At 38.2% G+C, this 20,417-nt stretch carries 16 protein-coding genes; 7 read left to right on the top strand and 9 right to left on the bottom strand.

Annotated elements, in window-relative coordinates; all coding sequences use genetic code 11:
- Positions 1-195: 195 nt before the first annotated feature.
- Positions 196-1,248 carry an ABC transporter substrate-binding protein gene (locus tag BMW38_RS03490; protein WP_092705834.1) on the top strand — a complete coding sequence of 351 codons (1,053 nt, stop codon included), beginning with the start codon at positions 196-198 and terminating at the stop codon, positions 1,246-1,248.
- 317 nt (positions 1,249-1,565) lie between these two features.
- Here the strand turns inward: BMW38_RS03490 and BMW38_RS03485 are convergent, their stop codons facing one another.
- Genes BMW38_RS03485 through BMW38_RS03450 form a run of 8 tightly spaced genes read right to left on the bottom strand, consistent with a single transcriptional unit; the run spans position 1,566 to position 11,287 of the window.
- The gene (locus tag BMW38_RS03485) at positions 1,566-2,843 is read right to left on the bottom strand and encodes an acyl-CoA dehydrogenase family protein (RefSeq protein WP_092705833.1); all 1,278 of its coding nucleotides are present in this window, start codon (positions 2,841-2,843) and stop codon (positions 1,566-1,568) included.
- A gap of 27 nt (positions 2,844-2,870) precedes the next feature.
- On the bottom strand, positions 2,871-4,688 hold the full coding sequence (locus BMW38_RS03480; protein ID WP_092705832.1) for an ABC transporter ATP-binding protein: 1,818 nt from the start codon (positions 4,686-4,688) through the stop codon (positions 2,871-2,873).
- A gap of 2 nt (positions 4,689-4,690) precedes the next feature.
- On the bottom strand, positions 4,691-5,539 hold the full coding sequence (locus BMW38_RS03475) for an ABC transporter permease (protein ID WP_092705831.1): 849 nt from the start codon (positions 5,537-5,539) through the stop codon (positions 4,691-4,693).
- On the bottom strand, positions 5,536-6,687 hold the full coding sequence (locus BMW38_RS03470; RefSeq protein WP_092705830.1) for an ABC transporter permease: 1,152 nt from the start codon (positions 6,685-6,687) through the stop codon (positions 5,536-5,538). Before BMW38_RS03470 ends, BMW38_RS03475 begins: the two co-directional genes overlap by 4 nt.
- 5 nt (positions 6,688-6,692) lie before the next feature.
- A complete protein-coding gene (locus tag BMW38_RS03465) occupies positions 6,693-8,267 on the bottom strand; it encodes an ABC transporter substrate-binding protein (RefSeq protein ID WP_092705829.1) in 1,575 nt (524 codons plus the stop codon).
- 10 nt (positions 8,268-8,277) lie between these two features.
- Positions 8,278-9,471: an LLM class flavin-dependent oxidoreductase gene (locus tag BMW38_RS03460; protein ID WP_092705828.1), complete on the bottom strand. Its 1,194-nt coding sequence runs from the start codon at positions 9,469-9,471 to the stop codon at positions 8,278-8,280.
- Positions 9,472-9,504: 33 nt separating this feature from the next.
- On the bottom strand, positions 9,505-10,215 hold the full coding sequence (locus tag BMW38_RS03455; RefSeq protein WP_092705827.1) for a class II aldolase/adducin family protein: 711 nt from the start codon (positions 10,213-10,215) through the stop codon (positions 9,505-9,507).
- Positions 10,216-10,228: 13 nt separating this feature from the next.
- Positions 10,229-11,287, bottom strand: a complete 1,059-nt coding sequence (locus tag BMW38_RS03450; protein WP_092705826.1) for an ABC transporter substrate-binding protein — start codon at positions 11,285-11,287, stop codon at positions 10,229-10,231.
- 1,012 nt (positions 11,288-12,299) lie between these two features.
- Between BMW38_RS03450 and BMW38_RS03445 the strand changes: the two genes are divergently transcribed.
- The 6 genes from BMW38_RS03445 (at position 12,300) to BMW38_RS03420 (ending at position 19,146) form a co-directional block, all read left to right on the top strand.
- The gene (locus BMW38_RS03445; RefSeq protein WP_092705825.1) at positions 12,300-12,590 is read left to right on the top strand and encodes a type 1 fimbrial protein; all 291 of its coding nucleotides are present in this window, start codon (positions 12,300-12,302) and stop codon (positions 12,588-12,590) included.
- 492 nt (positions 12,591-13,082) lie between these two features.
- The gene (locus tag BMW38_RS03440) at positions 13,083-13,616 is read left to right on the top strand and encodes a fimbrial protein (protein WP_000731817.1); all 534 of its coding nucleotides are present in this window, start codon (positions 13,083-13,085) and stop codon (positions 13,614-13,616) included.
- 86 nt (positions 13,617-13,702) lie between these two features.
- Positions 13,703-14,437, top strand: a complete 735-nt coding sequence (locus BMW38_RS03435; RefSeq protein ID WP_045432364.1) for a fimbrial biogenesis chaperone — start codon at positions 13,703-13,705, stop codon at positions 14,435-14,437.
- A gap of 58 nt (positions 14,438-14,495) precedes the next feature.
- Positions 14,496-17,054, top strand: a complete 2,559-nt coding sequence (locus BMW38_RS03430) for a fimbria/pilus outer membrane usher protein (RefSeq protein ID WP_092705824.1) — start codon at positions 14,496-14,498, stop codon at positions 17,052-17,054.
- Entirely contained in the window at positions 17,051-18,061 is a 1,011-nt protein-coding gene (locus BMW38_RS03425) for a fimbrial protein (RefSeq protein WP_092705823.1), read from the top strand. The genes BMW38_RS03430 and BMW38_RS03425 overlap by 4 nt, the downstream gene beginning before the upstream one ends.
- Before the next feature lie 113 nt (positions 18,062-18,174).
- Positions 18,175-19,146 carry a DUF4882 family protein gene (locus tag BMW38_RS03420; protein ID WP_092705822.1) on the top strand — a complete coding sequence of 324 codons (972 nt, stop codon included), beginning with the start codon at positions 18,175-18,177 and terminating at the stop codon, positions 19,144-19,146.
- 56 nt (positions 19,147-19,202) lie between these two features.
- Here the strand turns inward: BMW38_RS03420 and BMW38_RS03415 are convergent, their stop codons facing one another.
- Complete coding sequence (locus tag BMW38_RS03415; RefSeq protein ID WP_003651772.1) at positions 19,203-20,312, bottom strand: S-(hydroxymethyl)glutathione dehydrogenase/class III alcohol dehydrogenase; 1,110 nt, start codon at positions 20,310-20,312, stop codon at positions 19,203-19,205.
- Positions 20,313-20,417: the final 105 nt, after the last annotated feature.

Here is a 20,417-nt window from a genome sequence, read left to right as displayed (position 1 = left end):
TATTAATTTTATAGTTAACTGTTTATGGGGGTGTTGATTTTAAAACACTAGCGTAAATGATTTGCTGTAATCGCAACAAAATTTGATATATCAACATCATAAAAAACGATATTAAAAATAATCATTAAATATCAATAAATTATTGAGTGGCATCAATTTTGCTTTAAAGCATAAAAACCACAAAAGGATGTCACGATGACAACACTTCAAACTCAACCATTAAACACACTTTGGTATACGCGCTGCCCAGTACCAACAGGCCTAGGTATTTCTATTCAAAAAGGTTGGCTCAAAGAAAAGTTTAATGAGCAACAGATTGAAATTAAATCAATTCGAGAATCAAATTCCAAAGATATTCGTAACTCTCATTTTAACCATACCCTTGCCAACTCAGTTCGACATGGCGGGAGTATTCCTGCAATCTGGGCCTATGCATCTGGTCAAAAAACTAAAGTGATTGGCTTATCTTGGGCTGATGAAGTTCAATTGTTGTTAACACGCTATGATTCAAACATCAAAACTGTTGCCGACCTAAAAGGTAAACGTTTTGGAATTCCACTGAATCAAGATGCAATTATTGATTTCTCGCGTGCACAGGCTATTCGGGGGTTAGAAAATGCCTTAAAAACAGTAAATCTGGAGGTGAGCGATCTTGAATTAGTCGATTGTTTACGAGCAGATATTTTATCCGCACAGCAACAACAGCCTACAGAAAATGATTCTAGTTTTTATGGCAATCACAATAAAATCAATGCAAGTGCAGAGATCGTGGCATTAATTAAAGGTGATGTCGATGCTATTTTTCTAAAAGGTGCACATGCTGCGCAAATTGCTCATGATTTTGCACTTCATACCATTATTGATATTGGTTCACATCCAGACCCTATTCTACGCTCCAATAATGGCACACCAAGAACACTTACTGTCGATGAAGATTTTCTAACGCACTATCCAGAGCAAGCACAATCGATTGTCGATGCTGTTTTACAAGCAGAACAATGGGCACATGCACACGCCGATGAAACCCATCGTTATTTGGCAAAAGAATGTAATAGTAGTGAGCAATGGGTTCATGCAGCTTATGGGGAAAATGCTCATCTAAAACTGAACACCAACTTTGATGAGACTTCTATTATTGCCTTACAAGACTTGAGTGATTTTCTCTATCGGTGGAACTTTATTCCTGCACAAATTAATGTTCGTGAATGGCTTGCACAGGATATTTCTATTCAAGCTCAAGTAGCTTAACAATACAAAAAGCAAAAAGGTTGTCGTGATGACAACCTTTTTTACAACTTGATTTTATTAATTAATCTGAGTTCAACAAGAAATATGATACTCGGAAACGTCATCCGCAATTGTTTGAGACAGGACTCCGTTAATAAAATATTGTTTCTGCGATTTATTAAGTTAGCTGATGGTAGTCAACGAGTTTTGCGGATGACAATGGTTTTGCCTACTTTTGCCGAAACAAAAGTAGGTCGAGCCGACGGCTTATCCTGAAATTGGATGAGAACTTGGCAAGATTCCACCAAGATATGTTTTTCAATAAGTTATAGAAATATTTAAGTCGAACTCAGTTTAAATTTAGTCACATTTTCCGCCTGCTTCTTTAAAAGCACAGAATTATATTCACCAGGTGGAATATTATTTAAATAATAATTTCCAACATGATATAGCCTCCAGCGAATTGGATCGTGAGTGGTATGGGTTCGTGCATTACGCCAGAAACGGTCTAGATTCCATTTCGATAAGGTTGAACTTGCCCCGAGTAATCCAAAGATTTCACTCGAAATTTTTAAAGATGCATGATCAGACTGACTTCGGGTAGCAGCAACCGATAAAATTAGTTCAGTTTGTAAGTCTTCATCTTCTACATTTGCCAAATGCTGTTCAAAGATCTGTGCCGAACGATCCAATAATGCTTCAGCCGAACGAACCAAAACAGCAAATTCACCAATCTGTTTGATGATATGAGGTTCATGTGTAGGTGAATCGACTCCACTTTCCACCCAAGGACGAGCATGATGTTGTAAATAATCAATTCCGCCTTGTAACGCACCTTTGGCAATTCCTGTGTCCATTGCAGCATGTAAAATTTGAGGCCAAGTGAGACCCGTACGTAAAACAGTGCCTAAGCCGCCTGTATTTCGTTTGGCCACATAACGTTCATCAACAATCACATCTTTAAAATTAACCGTACCGCTGACACTATTATTTTGTCCGATTGCATCCCAGTCATCGAGTAACTCCACACCCTGTGTATCACGATGAATTAAAATCGAAACAGGTCCATCATCGCTACCAGCAAATAAAGAAATCCATTCTGCGAGTAAAGAACCTGTAGAATAAAACTTACTGCCGTTTAAAATTAATTGCCCTTCCGCATTTCGTTCTACACGTGTTTTATGCTGAAACTTATCTTTGCCTCCCACTTCTGCAAGTGCATTGCCTAAACGTTTTCCACTTAAGATATCACCGAGTAATTGATCACGAATTTCATCGTCATAGCCCGTTAAAATTCCTCGGAACATAGTGAAGTGAATTTGTAATAACTGCCCTACACCACCATCGGCGGATGAAATAATTTTCACCACATTGACCAATGTTGAAATATTGGCGCCTAAGCCCCCAAATTGCTTGGGTACAATAATCGCGGTTAAACCAGCTTCTGAAATTAAACGCGCCTGATCATAAGGTACTGTCTTGTTATAACTTGGATCTCGAGCAAATTGATTCAGTTGATCTGCTACCTCTTTTGCAATATCAAGTGCTTCTTGCTCGCTTTGAATATGTCTTACGCTACCTAATTCTAAAAAATTACGTTGGTTAATATCGTTCATTTTTAACTCCGAAAAATCTATTCTTTTTTATGCGCAAACTTCAAGCACGTTGTTTTTAAACAAGCTCGGTGCATGTGTAAGCAAAGTTTTGGTATATATATGTTGAGGATGACTGAGCACTTGGTCTGTTTCACCGTATTCAACAATATGTCCATTTTTTAATACGGCGACCCGATCGGCGATTGCACGAACAACCCCTAGGTTATGGGTCACAAATAGTAAGGTCACACCTTGCTGCTGGAGATCTTGTAGTAATTTCAAGATGGATGCCTGAACTGAAACATCTAAGGCAGAGGTAATCTCATCACAAATCAAAACATCAGGTTGGCACAGCAACGCTCGCGCGATAGCCACACGTTGTCGTTCTCCACCAGATAAATCTCTAGGATAGAGTTCTTGAACTTGTAAAGGCAAAGAGACTTGTTTAAGTACCTGTGTGACTTTTTCTATGGCTTCTTGTCGAGATGCTCCAAAGAAATGCTGAACCACCTTGACTAAAGTCTGACCAATCGTATTGGCTGGATTCAAGGCTTTATAAGGGTTTTGAAAGATATATTGCAGTTTATGTCGCTGCTGCAAATGGCGCTGTTGCCCGCACAATGACAAGACTTCATCTGCTAATGTAATTTGGCCGTCTGCATTTTCATTCAACCCAGCAATAACACGGGATAGCGTGGTTTTACCTGACCCCGACTCGCCGACCAATGCTAAACATTCACCTTTTTTTAATTGAAACGAGATATCAAAAAGTGCCTGTTGCTGTCCATACCATGCATTAATATGCTCAACTTTTAACAACGCTTCTGTGTCACTTTCTAATTCACGTACCGGATGATCAATCTCTTTAAAATTAATCACACCGACTTCATCCGAATGGTGACAAGCAACAAAATGCGGATCAAACTCATCTTTTAATTGAGTTAATTCAGGTTGTTTTTGGCGACATATTTCGTTAGCAAAAGTACAACGTGCAGCAAATGCACACCCTGCTGGGCGCTCATTTGGTGAAGGAGCATGACCTTCAATCGGAGATAAATACTTACGAATAGCCACATCAGGAATGGCGTTGAGTAAACCTTGCGTATAAGGATGTTTAGGCGTTTCAAATAATTGAGTTAATACTGCATCTTCAGCAATTTGCCCTGAATACAGAACAATCACCCGATCTGCAATATCTTTCACCACCGTTAAATCATGCGATACATAAATAGCCGCAACGTTATATTCCCGACATAATTTACGAATGATATTCAGCACCAAGGTCTGCGTTGTCACATCTAAGGCGGTGGTTGGCTCATCTAAAACAATTAAACGTGGCTGTAGCAAGAATGCCAATGCCAATAAAATTCGTTGTTGTTGACCACCAGAAAGCTGATGAGGATAACGCTTTAGAAAAACATCATCATGTGGCAAACCCACTTCATCTAAAATTTTGGCAACCTTCTGGTATCTTTCAACACTAGATAGCTGTGATTGATGGACTTCTAATAATTCAAATAAATGTTGGCCAATACTTAATGCTGGGTTAAGTGCTGTTCCAGGATCTTGGGCAACATGACTAATTTTATAGCCACGAACCTGACGTAAAGCATGATCATCTAAACTGAGAATATTTTGATCATCTAACTCAATTATGCCCTGAATAATTTTGGCACCATGCCGTGCATAGCCCAATAAGGCGCTCGATAATGTCGTTTTACCAGAACCACTCTCTCCGACCAGCCCTAGAACTTCACCTTCTCGTAAGCTAAATGAAATATTAGAAACGATGTGATTGCCGGTGTTTACCAATGCCACGGTTAAGTCTGTTACGGTCAATACTGTATTTTTAAATGTATTTGCCATGTTTATTTTTCCTCAATCCGAGCTGCTGCACGTCCAACGCCCTCTGCCAATACATTCGTTCCGAGTGCAAACAAAGCAATTAAAATGACAGGAGCAAACACGGCCCACGGTTGAACCAATAAACCCGCACGGTTCTCATTAATCATCAGCCCCCAATCTGCTGCTGGAGGTGCTACACCATAACCAAGAAAAGCCAAACCCGATAACATGCCCACTGCCCAAGTCAGCATCACCCCCAGATGAATTAATAACGGCGTCAACATATTGGGTAAGATTTCACGAAATAAAATATAGGTTTTTGAATAACCAAGAATTCGGGCAGCTTCGATATATTCTTGTTCCACTAAATTAAGCGCAACGCTTCGTGCAAGACGTATAACTCCGGGAATAAAAGCAATTGAAACTGTTAAAACAATCAGCCAAGGTTGCCGACCTAACATCGAAACAATAAGTAAGACTAAAATGAGATCTGGAAAGGCCATAAACACATCAGTAAGCCAAGTCACGAACTGATCAATCTTGTTTCGGGCAAAAGCAGCGAATATGCCTAAACTAGAACCAATAATTAATGCAACTAAACTAGCAGCCAGTGTCATCCAAATAATAGAAGCACCGCCAGCAAGTACACGTGACCAGACATCATGACCAATATAGTCATAACCTAAAAATGAACGTCCTTCAGGTGAGCCATAAGTCATGCCGACCAACGCAGTGGGCTCAAATGGAACAAATAACGGTCCAAGCAGTGCAAAAATCAAAACCAGAACAGTAACTACAAATCCAAAACGTACTTGTCTTTCACGAATTAATGTCTGAAAAAAGTTTCTTTGGTACCAGTGAAGTGAGCTCATTTGCCACCTCCTTGCTGAATATTCTTTAGTGCATTGCGACGGTCGACAGGTTTTACCGTAATTGGTCGACCTGACTTCCATAAACGTAACGCCTGACGACGGCCTGGCGAACGTGCTTTATGTCTTTTTGCAGTTCGTATTTTTGGTGTGAGTAAAGTCGTGATTAAATCTGCAATTAAATTAACGACCACCACACAAATGGTGAGCAATAAAACAATCGCTTGAATGGTCGGAATATCCCTCATTTCGATTGCTGCATTAAGTGCATTACCAATACCGGGATAACTAAAAACCACCTCAATAATTAAAGCACCACTTAGCAAAACTCGGATGGTCAATGCTGTTCCCTGTACCACTGGTACTAAGGCATTTGGTAAAACATGTTTCCAAATAATCCGTCGCTCAGGAATACCACGCAGCCGTGCAGAGGTTACATATTCCGACTCTAGCGCATCAATCATAGAACCACGCACTAAACGCATCAGATATGGAATGAGTGATAAAGCTAAAGTTAAAATTGGTAAAATTAAAAACTCTAATTGGCTATAAGGTGACTCATTGGGAATCAGCAACGATGCTGCTGGTAATACGTGGAAAACTGACGTTGAAAAAAACATCATTAACCAAATCGCAATCACAAACCCCGGTACTGCTTTAAACAGAATCGAACTGGAAACAATAATACGGTCGAGTTTGCTGTCACGGCGGAGCGATAGCCAAACACCCAGCACGACTGAAAGCGGTACATTAATGACAATAACGAGGCTAGTGAGTGCAACTGTATTACCAAAATAATTCTGAATAATTTGTAAAACAGGCACATTAGAATCTATCGAGCTTCCAAAATTACCTTGTAATAATTGACTTAACCAATGCCAGTATTGAACCAATATCGGATCATTCAAGCCTAATTGTTCACGAAGTATTTGAACCGTGGCTTCAGGTGCTTCTGGACCTAAAATGACGCGAGCAGGATCCGATGGAAGTGCCTGTGTAGCAATAAACACAATGAGGCTAATAACAAAAACAACCAATGCCCCTGACACTAAACGTGTCAAAAACCAAGGTAACCACGAAGGAAATTCAAATGACTTGGCAATTGTCGGATGTTGAATTGATGCCTCTATTTTGCTGGATTGAATTGTCATATCGGTTACCCTCTACGCCAAAATTCATCTGTACGCCATGCAGCAAAGCCTGTGCGATCAGGCGTTACACCACCAATTTGGCTCGAATGTGCATCGAGTACATTATTAAAGCCCCAAATGAGTAAACCACCTTGCTCATGCTGAATATGCTGTGCTTCATGAACAAGAACTTTTCGTTTTTCCAAATCGGGCTGTTGCAATGCAGCATGCACTAATTCGGTAAAACGCTCATTCTTAAAACGAGTTTTATTATTTGCCGCACCCGGCCCATCAATTTGCAAGACTGTTAATAAGAAAGGACGTGAAACGTTCGAGCCTGTACTAAATGCCCAATCTTGTTTTACTGCATCCGCAAAAGTAGCAGCTTCAACCTGTTTAACATTAACAATGACACCTGCCTGAGCAGCATGTTGAGCAAAAACTAATGCAGCATTGCTATCTGGGCCTGTATATAAATCGATAGTTAAATTGTTATTAAAACCAGCTTCTTTGAGTAAAGCTTTAGCTTTATTTAAATCTTGCTTGCGCTCAGCAATGCTATGGTCATATACAGGATCACTAAATGAATAAAGGTCATTTGCAACTCGTCCTTGCCCAGCTAAAGCCCGTTTTACCAAATCGTCTCTATTGGTAATCAATCGAAAAGCTTGTCGCACTCGTGGGTCATTGAACGGTGCTTTAGACGTATTCATATCAAATGATTGCCAAGCATCGGTTTCCGATGAAACCAGATTTAGTCGCTTATTGGCTTGAATTAAAGCAATATGCTCAGCACTTACACCAGACGCAATATCAATTTGACCTGATTGCAAAGCCGCAAGACGCCCTGTCTGATCCTTAAAATCAATAATTTCTATTGCATCTGCATAAGGCTGGTTTTCTTTCCAGTAATTTTCAAAACGAACAAAGCGTGAACGCTGACCCGGTGTAAAACTTTCAAGCTTAAACGGTCCAGCCCCTACGACATTTTTAACTGGGTCATAATCTGTAGGAACTATGCCACCCCAGCTCATCCATGCTTCAGGTAAAGCAACCAATCCTTTCCCTTGAGTAAAAGGAATTTCAACCGTGTATTCATCGCGCTTTTTAATTGCATCTCTTTGCAAAGAATAAAGATAGGCTGCAAATGGAGAAGCGAGCTTGGGGTCAGTCAAACGGCGTAAAGAAAAAATAACGTCATCGGCAGTAATGGTTTTACCGTGGTGAAATTCGAGCCCTTTTTTTAAGCGAATGGTCCATTTCGTTCCGTCATTATTGGGTTCTGCAAATTCAGCAAGTGCGAGTTTTGGCTGAATATCTCTGCCCCATTCCCATAATTTTGCATACAGAGGCCAACCTCTGAACGCACTGGACATACCAATAGGTTTATGTGCATCTAAATTGCCAGCTTGATTACCATTGATTACCCCAATTTTGATAACGCCACCTTTTTTCGGCGTATCATTTTGGGTTGTACTAGCAGTAGCGCTTTCAGACGATGAAGAATCGGGTTTAGAACATCCTATAAGGCTAATTGCAGCAAAAGCACCAACACCTAACCCAGTCTGTTTAATGAGTTCTCTACGGGTAATTTTATTCATGCCTTCTCCCTTAAACCACGACTTCTTGATTCAAGAGGGAATCAATGGATGAATTTCTATTTAGCTTAGGTAACTCAAAACCATGATCTAGCTCCAATAATGGGAACAATAAATCTGCTACCCGATAGGCTTCTCCAATTAAAGGAAAACCTGACAAGATAAAGGCTGATACGCCATAGCTTTCGTATTCCTTAATTCGTTTGGCAATATTTTCAGCACTACCAACTAATGCAGTCCCCGCGGCTGGGTTTAAAATATCGAAACCAAATAAAGATGGTCCAGTCCAAACATTAGGATAAATTTCAAAATCTTTAGCTCGAGGCAAAACACCTCGACGTAATTGTTCTAAATTTTTTTGAATTGATGGATTGTTACTTTGATAACTCTCAAAAGTTTCATTTGGAGGAAGCTGTCGTTTAACAGCTTCGATTGCATAATTTACATCAATCTTGTCAAGTAACGACTGAGCATACTGCCAAGCCTCTTCTTCTGTTTCCCGCACAATAATTTGTAGTCTAGTGCCAAATTCTAAAGTTCGGCCAATTTTTGTAGCCTCAGCCGCAACCTTGCTAAACTTTTCTCCAAGTAATGGCGGCGTATTCGCAAAACTTAAATACACATCCAGTAATTCAACAGAATGCTGAACGCCTTTCGCAGAAGTTCCAGCTCCCCACAAAGGAACACCCTGTTCTTGAGTGGGACCACGCCATTTTGACATTGGAGATCCACCTTCTAAGCGTGAGGTAATTTGAATAAACTCCCCTTCAAACCCAGATGTATCACCTACATAGTTTTGCTGAAATGCAGTCCAATATTCTTTACTAAAGTCATAACGCTCATCATGAGTATAGTGAATACCTAAAGCTGCCAAACCCTTATCATTTCCATTGACGACATTAAATATCAAACGCCCTTTAGAAAACGCATCAAAAGTTTGAGCATACTTTGCCAAAACTGCTGGCTGGACTTCTCCAGGATGTTGGGCAACCAGAAACTTTAAACGTTCAGTAAATGGAATTAAACTTGCCGCAACAGCAAGTGTTTCATACTCACTTGTACCCATGAGTGAACCGTAAAAACCAAGTCGATCTGCGGTAATGGCAATCTGTTGCAAGTGTTCATAATCGGTATCCCACCGTCCAGATTCCAACCAAGGATATGGCCCATCTGGAGACGTGAGATACCATAAAAGTTTTACAGCCATAATATTCTCGATCTTTATTTTTTAAATCTTTATCTAATTGAGGGGGAGCAATCCAAGAGATTTTGCTTTTTCAGTCAATCCGCTCATTTTCCATTGCTGATGTAAAACCCCTTGCCCGTATTCTCGGCTACCACCGACTAATTCTGCGAGAAGCTGAATCTGTGCTCCTTCTTCTAGCAACAAAATAAATTCAGCTGTTTCTTGTAATCCCTGACGTCCCCATACGGTTGCTCCGCCATTGGCTTCTAAGATGGCCCGATACTCAATATCAACTTTGAGTTGATCTAAAATGAAATCTACTTCTGCCTGACGGCGATCGATATAAATTGGTAGCTCTTTAAATAAATGAAAGCGCTGAACAGGCACATAACGAATCGGTAAAGTACGATGGGTTTGCGCCCAAGCACCTAAATTCGGCGCGTGTACATGAGATATTGTGGTGACATCTGCATGTTCTTTAAAAAGCTTGTTATAGCGCCCACCAGCATTTTTTTTCCCCAATAAAACTTCACCATCAATTGTCTCCACAAGCACTTTGCTTTTTTTATCTTTAGACCAAGGCCCTGCATAGTTAAAAGTAATTAAGGTATTTTCCGGCCCACGTTCTACAAAATTAACCGTTCCATTTGCTGTGATTGTTCCTGTTTCACGGAATACTTCAAAAGCAAATTCAGCTTTTTCTCGGTTCAATTCGATAAAGGCATTCAGTTCGTGAGACAGCGGGGTTTGAATAAGTGTTGTCATGATCAAATCCTCTTTAAAAATTTTTATTTTGACGGCGTTTTAAAACTTCGAGCAAGGGACGATGATCAACCCATGTTTCGATATCGACATCGCGCTCTAAAAAGCCATGCAACCAAAGAAAATCTTTTTGTTGTTTTAATAGCTCTAAACGCTCTTCACTTAATGACGGATGTAAAGACTTATGAAAATTATTTCGATAGGCTGTCGCAACACTCTCTGCCCCTGCAATGGTTTCATCTTCTAGAATGACCAACACTTCATCTAAATGATCTTGTGCCCAATCCGCCGTATCAAATAACTCTTCAAGAAAATCGACTACCACATCAAAATGATCTTCTAATAGGTCTTCATGGACTGTAATTGGACGAGGTGTGCCGTTATTAACACGAGAAGTCACATCTTCAAATTTATCTAAATCAATCCCAACTTTAAGGCCGCGTTTAGTTGCAGCTTCAACAGCAGATGCTCCTTTTACATACACAGCATCAACTTCACCTGTAATTAATGCGTCAAGACCTGACCAATATGTACTCGCATCACGATTCTCTTTAGATCCGGCACGTTCAGGTACTTCAATAAAATTCACATCTCGGAAAGTAAGGTTGGCAAGTTGTAAAGCACCACGGATACCTTGCAATGACATGGCTCTAAAAATACTGCCCGCACGCTTGTCAGCGTATTCTGGTAAAGCAACTTTCGCATTTTTTAAGTGCTCTGGCTGGCTAATATTTGAATCAGGTCGAACAATAATCACTTGCCACTCATCAATCCAAGTCAATCCAATGAGTCGGCTTGGCGCACCTTCTGAACGTGCCGCTAATGCAGGTACATTTCCACCTTCTCGGAACAAGGCGGGTAATTGATGATCAAAATGATGAACCGATAAACCTTTACGTGCATCTTGCAAGACAGCGACGTCAATGCCGTGCTTTTCAAATTTGTTAACCAGAGTGCCGCGCTTTAAGGAAATACCTGTTGCTGTGGGTACAGGACATCGAGTAACCCAAATTTCAGACAGGATGTTTTTTACAAATTCTTTAGAATTTTCTTTTTTATCTACTACAACTGACATACGGATTCCTTAGGATAATTCCACTTTCATCAGTCACATTGAGCAGCTTTTATGCCAATTTAATTTATTATTTATTTTCAATTATTTATGTAAAAATAACAGGATTGAAAATGTTTATATTTCATCATTTTTCAATGTCAGTGTTGTTTTATCAACACTTACCTCCGACAGACACAACTTACAAAATGCAGAATCATGCAATCAGCCACCCTAGAACTCGTTCTGTTGGAAAGTTGAGTATTTATTGCTGGAGTAGAGCTGATTCTAGAAATGGTACGTACAGCGTTAAATGTTGTAGATAATGCTCTAGTTACTTTCTTAAGATATTTTTTCTAGAATAAATTTTTCAGCAATCAAATAATATTTATAAAACTCAATTAAAAGATAATTTTCATCAAGTCTAAATATTACTATGTTTTCTATAATTCATATTTCTACTTTATATAATTTGATCTTAAAAAGATCGTACATGCTTAAATTGTTGCAAAAACTTTTAAAAACTAAAATTATCTTTTGTGCCTCAATATATTTAAAATGTGTGATGAATTTCAACTTATTTGCGGTGTGACAATTGTATTTAATAAATAAAGTGAATTTATTTTTTAATTTATAAATAAAAAGTTAAATAAATCACATTTTAAATAAAATTAGTATCTTTTTTCTCTGTAATTATCTTGCAATGTAAATACTAAAATCACAAAAATAAATTACATATTTATTAAATGTTTAATTATATATTATTAATTCTTTTAATTTTGTTCTATTGCTTTTTTTGGTTTTATCTAATAAATATCAACAACTTAAATTAAAATAAATAATTTTTAAAGTGTTATAATTATTATGTTCCTTAATATGTTTTTAAAATTCTAACTATTACATTATTTAAAACAGTTAATGTGATTTTCGTCACGTCAAAATTAATATTTCTTATTCATTTAAACTTAATGATTGTTTTTAAATTAAAAATATTGTATCAAATAGATATAAACTATTTTATAAATAGGCATATAAAATGAAAAATAATATATTTAAACTTCTTGTTCTGATGGTGCTTTCCACTTCCCCATTATTTTGTTATGCAAATAACACAATAATGATAAGAGGAAATATTGTTGAAGATACATGTTCAATAGAACATAGCGAGATAGAATGTGTTGAGGTAAATAATTTAAATATTAAACTTGATAGTGAATATTTAAACAAAAATAGTCTTTCTAACTTAGCTCAACATACTGAGAAAATGGACACTAGCATTGAAAGCATAGGTTCTAATCACAAAGTCGTGGTTATCAACTATCATTAACTTATTAGGCATAGTATTTGACGCTATTCCTACAATAAGCATGATTAAAGAGTGATTTGTCGAACTCATCGCACATTTTGATGATTTAAAGGATGAGTCACTCTTTTTTATAAAAAAATGACTATTTGTATGTTTTCTCTATATACATGTGCATAATTTATTCTATATAATTGTATTGTAAGAATTTAAGCTTCTTTTTCACATAAATTATTCAATTGTTTCCTGTTTACATAGTGTTCTTATGTAACTTACTTTTTTCTGTAGTATCTCTTTTTTATAAAATAAAAAAACTTTGATAAACAGCTATATAAGCTGTGATTGTTCGCTATGCATCCCAAATATAAAGTGTGACTTAATTAAAATTATGAAAAAATAATGTGATGTGGTTTGCATTTTGTTTAAGAAGTGTTAATATCGCCGCATTACTTTTCAAGATGTCAAACACTGGAAAAGTAAGGAATAAACTTTTATCCAGACTTTTGAGAAAACACTATGAAAAAACTTGCTTTGATTGCTGCTCTTTCAGTTGTAGGAATTGCGAATGCTCAAGCTGCTGATGGTACAATTACAATTAATGGTTTAGTTACAGACAAAACTTGTGACATCGTTACTCCAGCTGGTAAAGACTTCACAGTTACTCTTCCAACTGTTTCTAAACAAACTTTAGCTGTTGCTGGGGATGTTGCTGGTCGTACTCCTTTCCAAATCAAATTAGCTAACTGTTCTGAAGGTAAAGTAGCTACTTACTTCGAACCAGGTGCAAATGTTGACTTTAATACTGGTCGTTTACTTAACAAAGACGCTACTGGTGCTAAAAACGTTAACGTTCAACTTTTAGGTAGCAACAACAACTTCATCCCAGTTCTTGCTGCTGGTGCAAACGGTGCTCAAGCTAACTCTCAATGGGTTGACGTAGCTGCAGCTGGTAGCGCTGACCTTAACTACTATGCTGAATACTATGCAACTGGTGCTTCTACAGCTGGTAAAGTAAATACTTCTGTTCAATACACAATTATCTATCAATAATTAATTGATAGTGGGGTTTCTATGTCCGCATAGAAACCCTCTTTTTGTGGCGCTTTCCCGAATCTTTCTTGGTTGAGAATTCTGAAATGAAATTGAACAGTTATAATTTTTTGTTAGGTTTAGCATTTGCTTCAACAGTTGTAGCACCTGCTACTCAAGCAGAAATTGTAATCCATGGCACTCGTGTAATTTATCCGTCGGATGCTAGAGAAGTTACGCTACAAGTTAGCAATAACGGTTCAAAACCAGCTCTTGTTCAAGCTTGGCTTGATGAAGGCGACTCAAAAAGCACTCCGGATCAATCAAAAGTTCCTTTTATGATTGCTCCCCCTATTTCTCGTGTTGAAGCTACAAAAAGTCAGACTCTTCGTATTACTGCTTTACCAACTGCTTCTCAGTTAAATCAGAAGCAAGAAACGGTTTTGTGGTTAAATGTTTTGGATATTCCCCCAAGACCAACTTCAAAAACTGAAAATACGACGCCTGATAATTTTCTGCAATTGGCAATTCGTTCACGCATTAAATTCTTCTATCGTCCAGCTTCAATTAAAGATGATGCGAATTTAGCAGCTGATAAGCTTCAATGGGTTAAATCTGGTCAAAATTTAACGGTAAAAAATCCAACTCCTTTTCATATCACAATGACCTCTGTTTACCAAAAGGCAGGTGATAAAAAAGTTGATTTATTACCTCAAGGTTTAATGATTAAACCTTTTTCTGAAGAATCTGTTCAGCTTAAGAATGGCAATCTTCAAGATATGAGTTTTATGAATGTCAATGACTATGGTGGTCGAGTCGAACACCAAATAAAACTTCAGTAATCAGATTTATCTTTTTAATAAATTTAAGCACCTATTATGTGAGTAGGCGGACTTAGCTATGCCAAAAAAAAGGCAAGAATCTTATAAATTATTAAAACGCCATATTTGTTACTACTTGGCTTCTGGTGTTGTCACGATGACAATGCCTGTATTCGTGCACGCTGAAGAAACAGTCGCGAGTGCTCCTGTAGAAGCTGAATTTGATTCTGCTTTTTTAATTGGTGATGCTCAAAAAGTTGATATTTCTCGTTTTAAATACGGTAATCCTGTTTTACCAGGTGAATATAATGTTGACGTTTATGTAAATGGCCAATGGTTTGGCAAACGTCGTATGTTTTTTAAAGCATTAGAATCAAATAAAAATGCTGTAACCTGCTTTACGGGAAATACTCTTGCTGAATATGGTGTAAAACAAGAGATTTTAGCGCAGCATGCTCCTCTTCAAAAAGAAAATAGTAGTTGTTATAAAATTGAAGAGTGGGTTGAAAATGCATTTTATGAGTTTGATAACTCTCGCTTACGTGTAGATATCTCGATTCCACAAGTTGCTTTGCAAAAAAATGCGCAAGGCTATGTCGACCCAAGCTTATGGGATCGAGGGATTAATGCTGCTTTTCTATCTTATAACGGCAGTGCTTACAAAACATTTACTCAGTCTAATGATCAAAGCGAAACAACAAACGCATTTATGGGCGTGACTGCTGGACTAAATTTAGGTGGTTGGCAATTACGTCATAATGGTCAATGGCAATGGCAAGACACTCCTGCCGAAAATCAATCTAAATCAAGTTACGAAGAAACAAGTACATATTTACAAAGAGCCTTCCCTAAATACCGCGGTGTTTTAACACTAGGTGATAGTTTCACGAACGGTGAAGTATTTGACTCATATGGTTATCGTGGTATCGATTTCTCAAGTGATGATCGAATGTTGCCAAATAGTATGTTAGGTTATGCTCCGCGTATTCGTGGTAATGCTAAAACCAATGCAAAAGTTGAAGTTCGTCAACAAGGCCAACTTATCTATCAAACAACGGTAGCACCAGGTAACTTTGAAATTAATGACCTTTACCCTACTGGTTTTGGTGGTGAAATTGAAGTTACTGTTATCGAAGCAAATGGTGAAATACAGAAATTTGCTGTGCCTTACGCATCTGTTGTGCAGATGTTACGCCCTGGCATGAACCGTTATTCTTTAACTGTAGGTCAGTTCCGCGATTCAGACATTGATCTCGATCCTTGGGTTGTTCAAGGTAAATACCAGCAAGGTATTAATAACTACCTAACAGGTTATACGGGCATACAAGCTACAGAAAATTATGCTGCTGTATTGTTGGGTGCTGCTTTTGCTACGCCAATTGGTGCGATTGCACTTGACGTTACACATTCTGAAGCTGAGTTTGAAAAACAGTCTTCACAATCGGGGCAAAGTTTCCGTTTAAGTTATAGTAAGTTAATTACTCCGACCAACACAAACTTAACGCTAGCAGCTTATCGTTACTCAACAGAAAACTTCTATAAATTACGTGATGCTCTACTGATCCGTGATTTTGAAGAAAAAGGTATTAATACCTACTCTGCTGGTCGTCAACGTAGTGAATTCCAAATTACCTTGAACCAAGGATTACCTGAAGGTTGGGGTAACTTCTATGTAGTGGGTTCTTGGGTTGACTATTGGAACCGTAGCGAAAGTACTAAACAATATCAGCTTGGTTATAGTAATAATTTCCATGGCTTAACTTATGGTTTATCTGCAATTAACCGTAAAGTTGAATATGGTTCAACGAATCAAACACACGATACTGAATATTTAATGACATTATCGTTCCCGATTGATTTCAAAAAGAATTCGGTTAACGTCAATGTTACTGCTTCTGAAGACAGCCGTACTGTTGGTGCAAGTGGAATGGTTGGAGATCGCTTTAGTTACGGCGCTTCAATGTCGCATCAGGACTATGCGAATCCATCATTTAACGTAAATGGTCGTTATCGTACTAACTATACAACTGTTGGTGGTTCTTATAGTGTGGCTGATTCTTACCAACAAGCAATGGTTAGCTTAACTGGTAGTGTGGTTGCACACTCAGAAGGTATTTTATTTGGACCTGAGCAAGGCCAAACGATGGTACTTGTGCATGCACCAGAGGCTGCTGGAGCAAAAGTTAATAATGCTGTTGGTTTAAGCGTGAATAAGGCAGGTTATGCGGTAGTTCCTTATGTAACTCCTTACCGTCTTAATGACATTACCCTTGACCCACAAGAGATGTCGAGCCAAGTAGAACTTGAAGAAACAAGTCAACGTATTGCACCTTTTGCTGGCGCAATTGCTAAAGTAGATTTTGCGACTAAAACTGGTTATGCGGTTTATATTAATAGTAAAACTGTAGATGGCAACAGTTTACCGTTTGCAGCTCAAGTCTTTAATCAGAAAGATGAAGCTGTCGGTATTGTTGCACAAGGTAGTATGATTTACTTACGTACTCCACTTGCTCAAGATCGTCTCTATGTGAAATGGGGCGATGAAAGCAATGAGCGTTGTTCAGTTGAGTACAACATCAGTAATCAGTTGCAAAATAAGCAACAAAGCATGGTAATGACTGAGGCTGTCTGCAAATGAAAAGAATATTATTAACAGGTTTCTTATTTACCGCTGGTCTTGGTATTTATGGTGAGGCTAATGCTGCATGTCGTATATATAATTATGAGGCAAATGATGTCCTTATGTCTGTAGGGCGTGTTGTTGTACGCCCTAGTGACCAAGTCGGGGCAGTTTTAAGAAAAGCGACTTTTCCTATTAACCGTACTTCCACTGAAGCGCGCCTTTGCGACAATTACGATACAGTAATTGCTGAATTAACCCAATCTTACCCTTTAAGTTCTTTAGGCAATAGCATCTATACCACGAACATTCCGGGTATTGGTATTCGCCTCTATCGTGAAGCAGACAATAATACGAATTTCTCGGGCTATTATCCTTATCAACGTGGTGGAATATCTGGTACTCGTTATTTAGGATCAGGTTATTTTGTGGTGGAAATCATTAAAATTGCTCCACAAACTGGTTCTGGGACCTTAGTACCAGGTAGATATAGTAGCTATTATGTCCGTGGTTTTCCAAATCAACCTTTTTTAACAAGTACTGTTAGTGCTAATGCGATTACCATTGCGTCATCTTCGTGTGAAATCCAAGGTAATATTAACAAAGTTGTACAACTGCCGACAGTTACAAAAGCTGGGTTTAAGGGCGTTGGTTCTACTCAAGGTGAACAAACCTTTGATATGAACATTCTCTGTAATGGCGGTATCAACCCTACTGGCTACGAAGAGAAAAACCTCATTAGTTTAACTTACGACTTTACACAAGACGGCACAAACAATCAGGTTTTAACAAATACAGCTGCTGCTTCTGAAAAAGCCAATGGTGTGGGCGTACAATTATTGTGGAATTATCAAAATAAAAATCAAGTCATCAAAAAAGGTGACAAATTAGCCTTAGGTACATTGTCTTCTAACCAGACACTTCAATATAACGTACCGATGACTGCTCGCTACTATCAAACCGCAGCAAAAGTGACTGCTGGTAAAGTACGTGCAATGGCTACTGTAACTATTGAATATGATTAATCATATTCAATAGTTTATAAACACAATAATATCAATCAGTTAAAAATTAATAATAAGTTTTACTTTATCAATATTTTCTCAAAATTTAATACTTAACGCGATAGGAATATTTTATGAAAAAAATAGGCATAGTTGCCGTTAGCGCTATTACATTATGTTGGGCAATGTATGAAGTATCCTTTGATAATACGAGTACCGTATCGCGTAATGAATCTGGCCAAAAAGTAGCATCTAAAAACTTTTCATCAGCTGCAAAGAATGAAAAAATAGCACCTCAGATGTTGTTAGCTCAAACTAATCCTCTTAATTCTGCGCCAGTCTGCCAATACAATTTTGATGCGACTCAAGAAGATTATGATCTTTGGAATAATGAGCACACTGACTATTTGCCAATGAAAATATTTCCATTGATAAATGGTCAAAAATTTGGTTTTAAAGTGGAGCCTAGGCCAGAAAGCGAGTATGGCGATTTAGATTATGTAGCTACAAGTAAAGCTAGTCTTAATTCGACTAATGAGATTGGAGATTTAACAATACCTCACACAGGTATTATTGCATTTGAAATGGAGCATAAGATTCCAGTATCAGCTCTTGGAAACTCATCACTTGGAAATTCTACTTATTATTCCTCTAGCATTGGATTTAGTGGCATAACAAATAATGGTTATACAGTTAGCTCTAATTATTGGTTTAATATGGGGAGTTATGATCCCGATTTTGGTGAGAATCCTGCTAGATTACACTATTATGTAGCCTACCGACTTAGTGATAACAGCGGCCCTGACAATCCATACTATAAGGGTCAAAACATGACAAATAGTTCAAATGGATACCAAAGATTAGGTATATATATTAATCAGAACACTAAACAGGTTGGCTTTATTTTAAATGGTGTTGATCAAGGCTATCAATCTACTTTGCCTGCCTCACTAGAGAATATACGTTTTTCTGCCTCAAGTGGTATATCAATATATTCTAATCAGTTATTTGGACAAGAGTTGTCGAGTGAACTCATTACTGACCGTAATGCGCTACAATTTAGCTATCCTCAGGGTACAACTGACATGTGCGGTAATTCCATTTAAGATATAAAACTATTAATCGTAAAAAAGGGCTGAATCACAGCCCTTTTTTCTTTCATTTAGAAATGAATAACAGTACGAATTGATTTACCTTCATGCATTAAATCAAAAGCGGTATTAATGTCTTGTAGAGGCATGGTATGCGTTACAAATGGCTCAAGTTGAATCTCACCTTTCATAGCATCTTCAACCATTTTTGGAAGCTGTGAGCGGCCTTTAACACCACCAAAAGCTGTACCTAACCATTTACGGCCTGTAACTAACTGGAATGGACGAGTCGAAATTTCTTGACCCGCACCAGCAACACCAATAATGACTGATTGTCCCCAACCGCGATGAGCACATTCTAGAGCTGAGCGCATAACATTGACGTTACCAATACATTCAAATGAATGATCTACGCCCCAGCCTGTCATTTCTACAATCACTTGCTGAATTGGTTTATCGTAATCTTTAGGGTTTAAGAAATCTGTAGCACCAAACTGCTTAGCAAGTTCAAATTTATCTGGGTTTGTGTCTACCACAATAATTTGTCCTGCTTTGGCTTGACGTGCACCTTGTACAACAGCCAAACCAATACCGCCTAGGCCAAATACGGCAACAGAGTCACCTTCTTGTACTTTCGCTGTGTTATGCACGGCGCCAATACCAGTCGTCACGCCACAACCTAGTAAGCAAACTTGCTCGTGATTCGCTTCAGGATTGATTTTAGCTAAAGATACTTCAGCAACTACCGTATATTCACTAAAGGTTGAACACCCCATGTAGTGGTAAATCGGTTCGCCATTATATGAGAAACGTGTGGTGCCATCGGGCATTACACCTTTACCTTGCGTTGCACGTACAGCAACACACAAGTTGGTTTTTCCAGATTTACAGAATAAGCATTCTTTACATTCAGCGGTATAAAGTGGAATAACATGATCACCCGGTTGAACGCTCGTTACGCCCTCACCGACTTCAACCACAACACCTGCACCTTCATGACCTAAAATGGCAGGGAAAACACCTTCTGGGTCATCGCCGGATAATGTAAAAGCATCGGTATGACATACCCCTGTATGGGTAATTTTTATTAAAACTTCACCCGCTTGAGGTGGTGCAACATCAACTTCAACAATTTCTAAAGGTTTTCCTGGGGCAAAGGCGACAGCTGCACGAGATTTCATCTTTGGGTTTCCTTTAAATCATTCGGTATTTATAGTCGAGCAAAATAGATTATGTAACAGTAATACAAGAGATTAATTTTGCTTAAATTAAAATTGGCTTTCATG

Origin of the sequence: Acinetobacter sp. yr461, assembly GCF_900110445.1 — a bacterium.
In the GTDB taxonomy this organism is placed as follows: Bacteria; Pseudomonadota; Gammaproteobacteria; order Pseudomonadales; family Moraxellaceae; genus Acinetobacter; species Acinetobacter calcoaceticus.
The sequence above is the reverse complement of the archived record's forward strand: the minus strand, read 5'-3'. Positions and strand labels throughout refer to the sequence as shown.

Coding starts and splice junctions, on each gene's coding strand:
- BMW38_RS03490 (WP_092705834.1), top strand. CDS start 196: ATGACAACACTTCAAACTCAACCATTAAACACACTTTGGTATACGCGC.
- BMW38_RS03485 (WP_092705833.1), bottom strand. CDS start 2,843: ATGAACGATATTAACCAACGTAATTTTTTAGAATTAGGTAGCGTAAGA.
- BMW38_RS03480 (WP_092705832.1), bottom strand. CDS start 4,688: ATGGCAAATACATTTAAAAATACAGTATTGACCGTAACAGACTTAACC.
- BMW38_RS03475 (WP_092705831.1), bottom strand. CDS start 5,539: ATGAGCTCACTTCACTGGTACCAAAGAAACTTTTTTCAGACATTAATT.
- BMW38_RS03470 (WP_092705830.1), bottom strand. CDS start 6,687: ATGACAATTCAATCCAGCAAAATAGAGGCATCAATTCAACATCCGACA.
- BMW38_RS03465 (WP_092705829.1), bottom strand. CDS start 8,267: ATGAATAAAATTACCCGTAGAGAACTCATTAAACAGACTGGGTTAGGT.
- BMW38_RS03460 (WP_092705828.1), bottom strand. CDS start 9,471: ATGGCTGTAAAACTTTTATGGTATCTCACGTCTCCAGATGGGCCATAT.
- BMW38_RS03455 (WP_092705827.1), bottom strand. CDS start 10,215: ATGACAACACTTATTCAAACCCCGCTGTCTCACGAACTGAATGCCTTT.
- BMW38_RS03450 (WP_092705826.1), bottom strand. CDS start 11,287: ATGTCAGTTGTAGTAGATAAAAAAGAAAATTCTAAAGAATTTGTAAAA.
- BMW38_RS03445 (WP_092705825.1), top strand. CDS start 12,300: ATGAAAAATAATATATTTAAACTTCTTGTTCTGATGGTGCTTTCCACT.
- BMW38_RS03440 (WP_000731817.1), top strand. CDS start 13,083: ATGAAAAAACTTGCTTTGATTGCTGCTCTTTCAGTTGTAGGAATTGCG.
- BMW38_RS03435 (WP_045432364.1), top strand. CDS start 13,703: ATGAAATTGAACAGTTATAATTTTTTGTTAGGTTTAGCATTTGCTTCA.
- BMW38_RS03430 (WP_092705824.1), top strand. CDS start 14,496: ATGCCAAAAAAAAGGCAAGAATCTTATAAATTATTAAAACGCCATATT.
- BMW38_RS03425 (WP_092705823.1), top strand. CDS start 17,051: ATGAAAAGAATATTATTAACAGGTTTCTTATTTACCGCTGGTCTTGGT.
- BMW38_RS03420 (WP_092705822.1), top strand. CDS start 18,175: ATGAAAAAAATAGGCATAGTTGCCGTTAGCGCTATTACATTATGTTGG.
- BMW38_RS03415 (WP_003651772.1), bottom strand. CDS start 20,312: ATGAAATCTCGTGCAGCTGTCGCCTTTGCCCCAGGAAAACCTTTAGAA.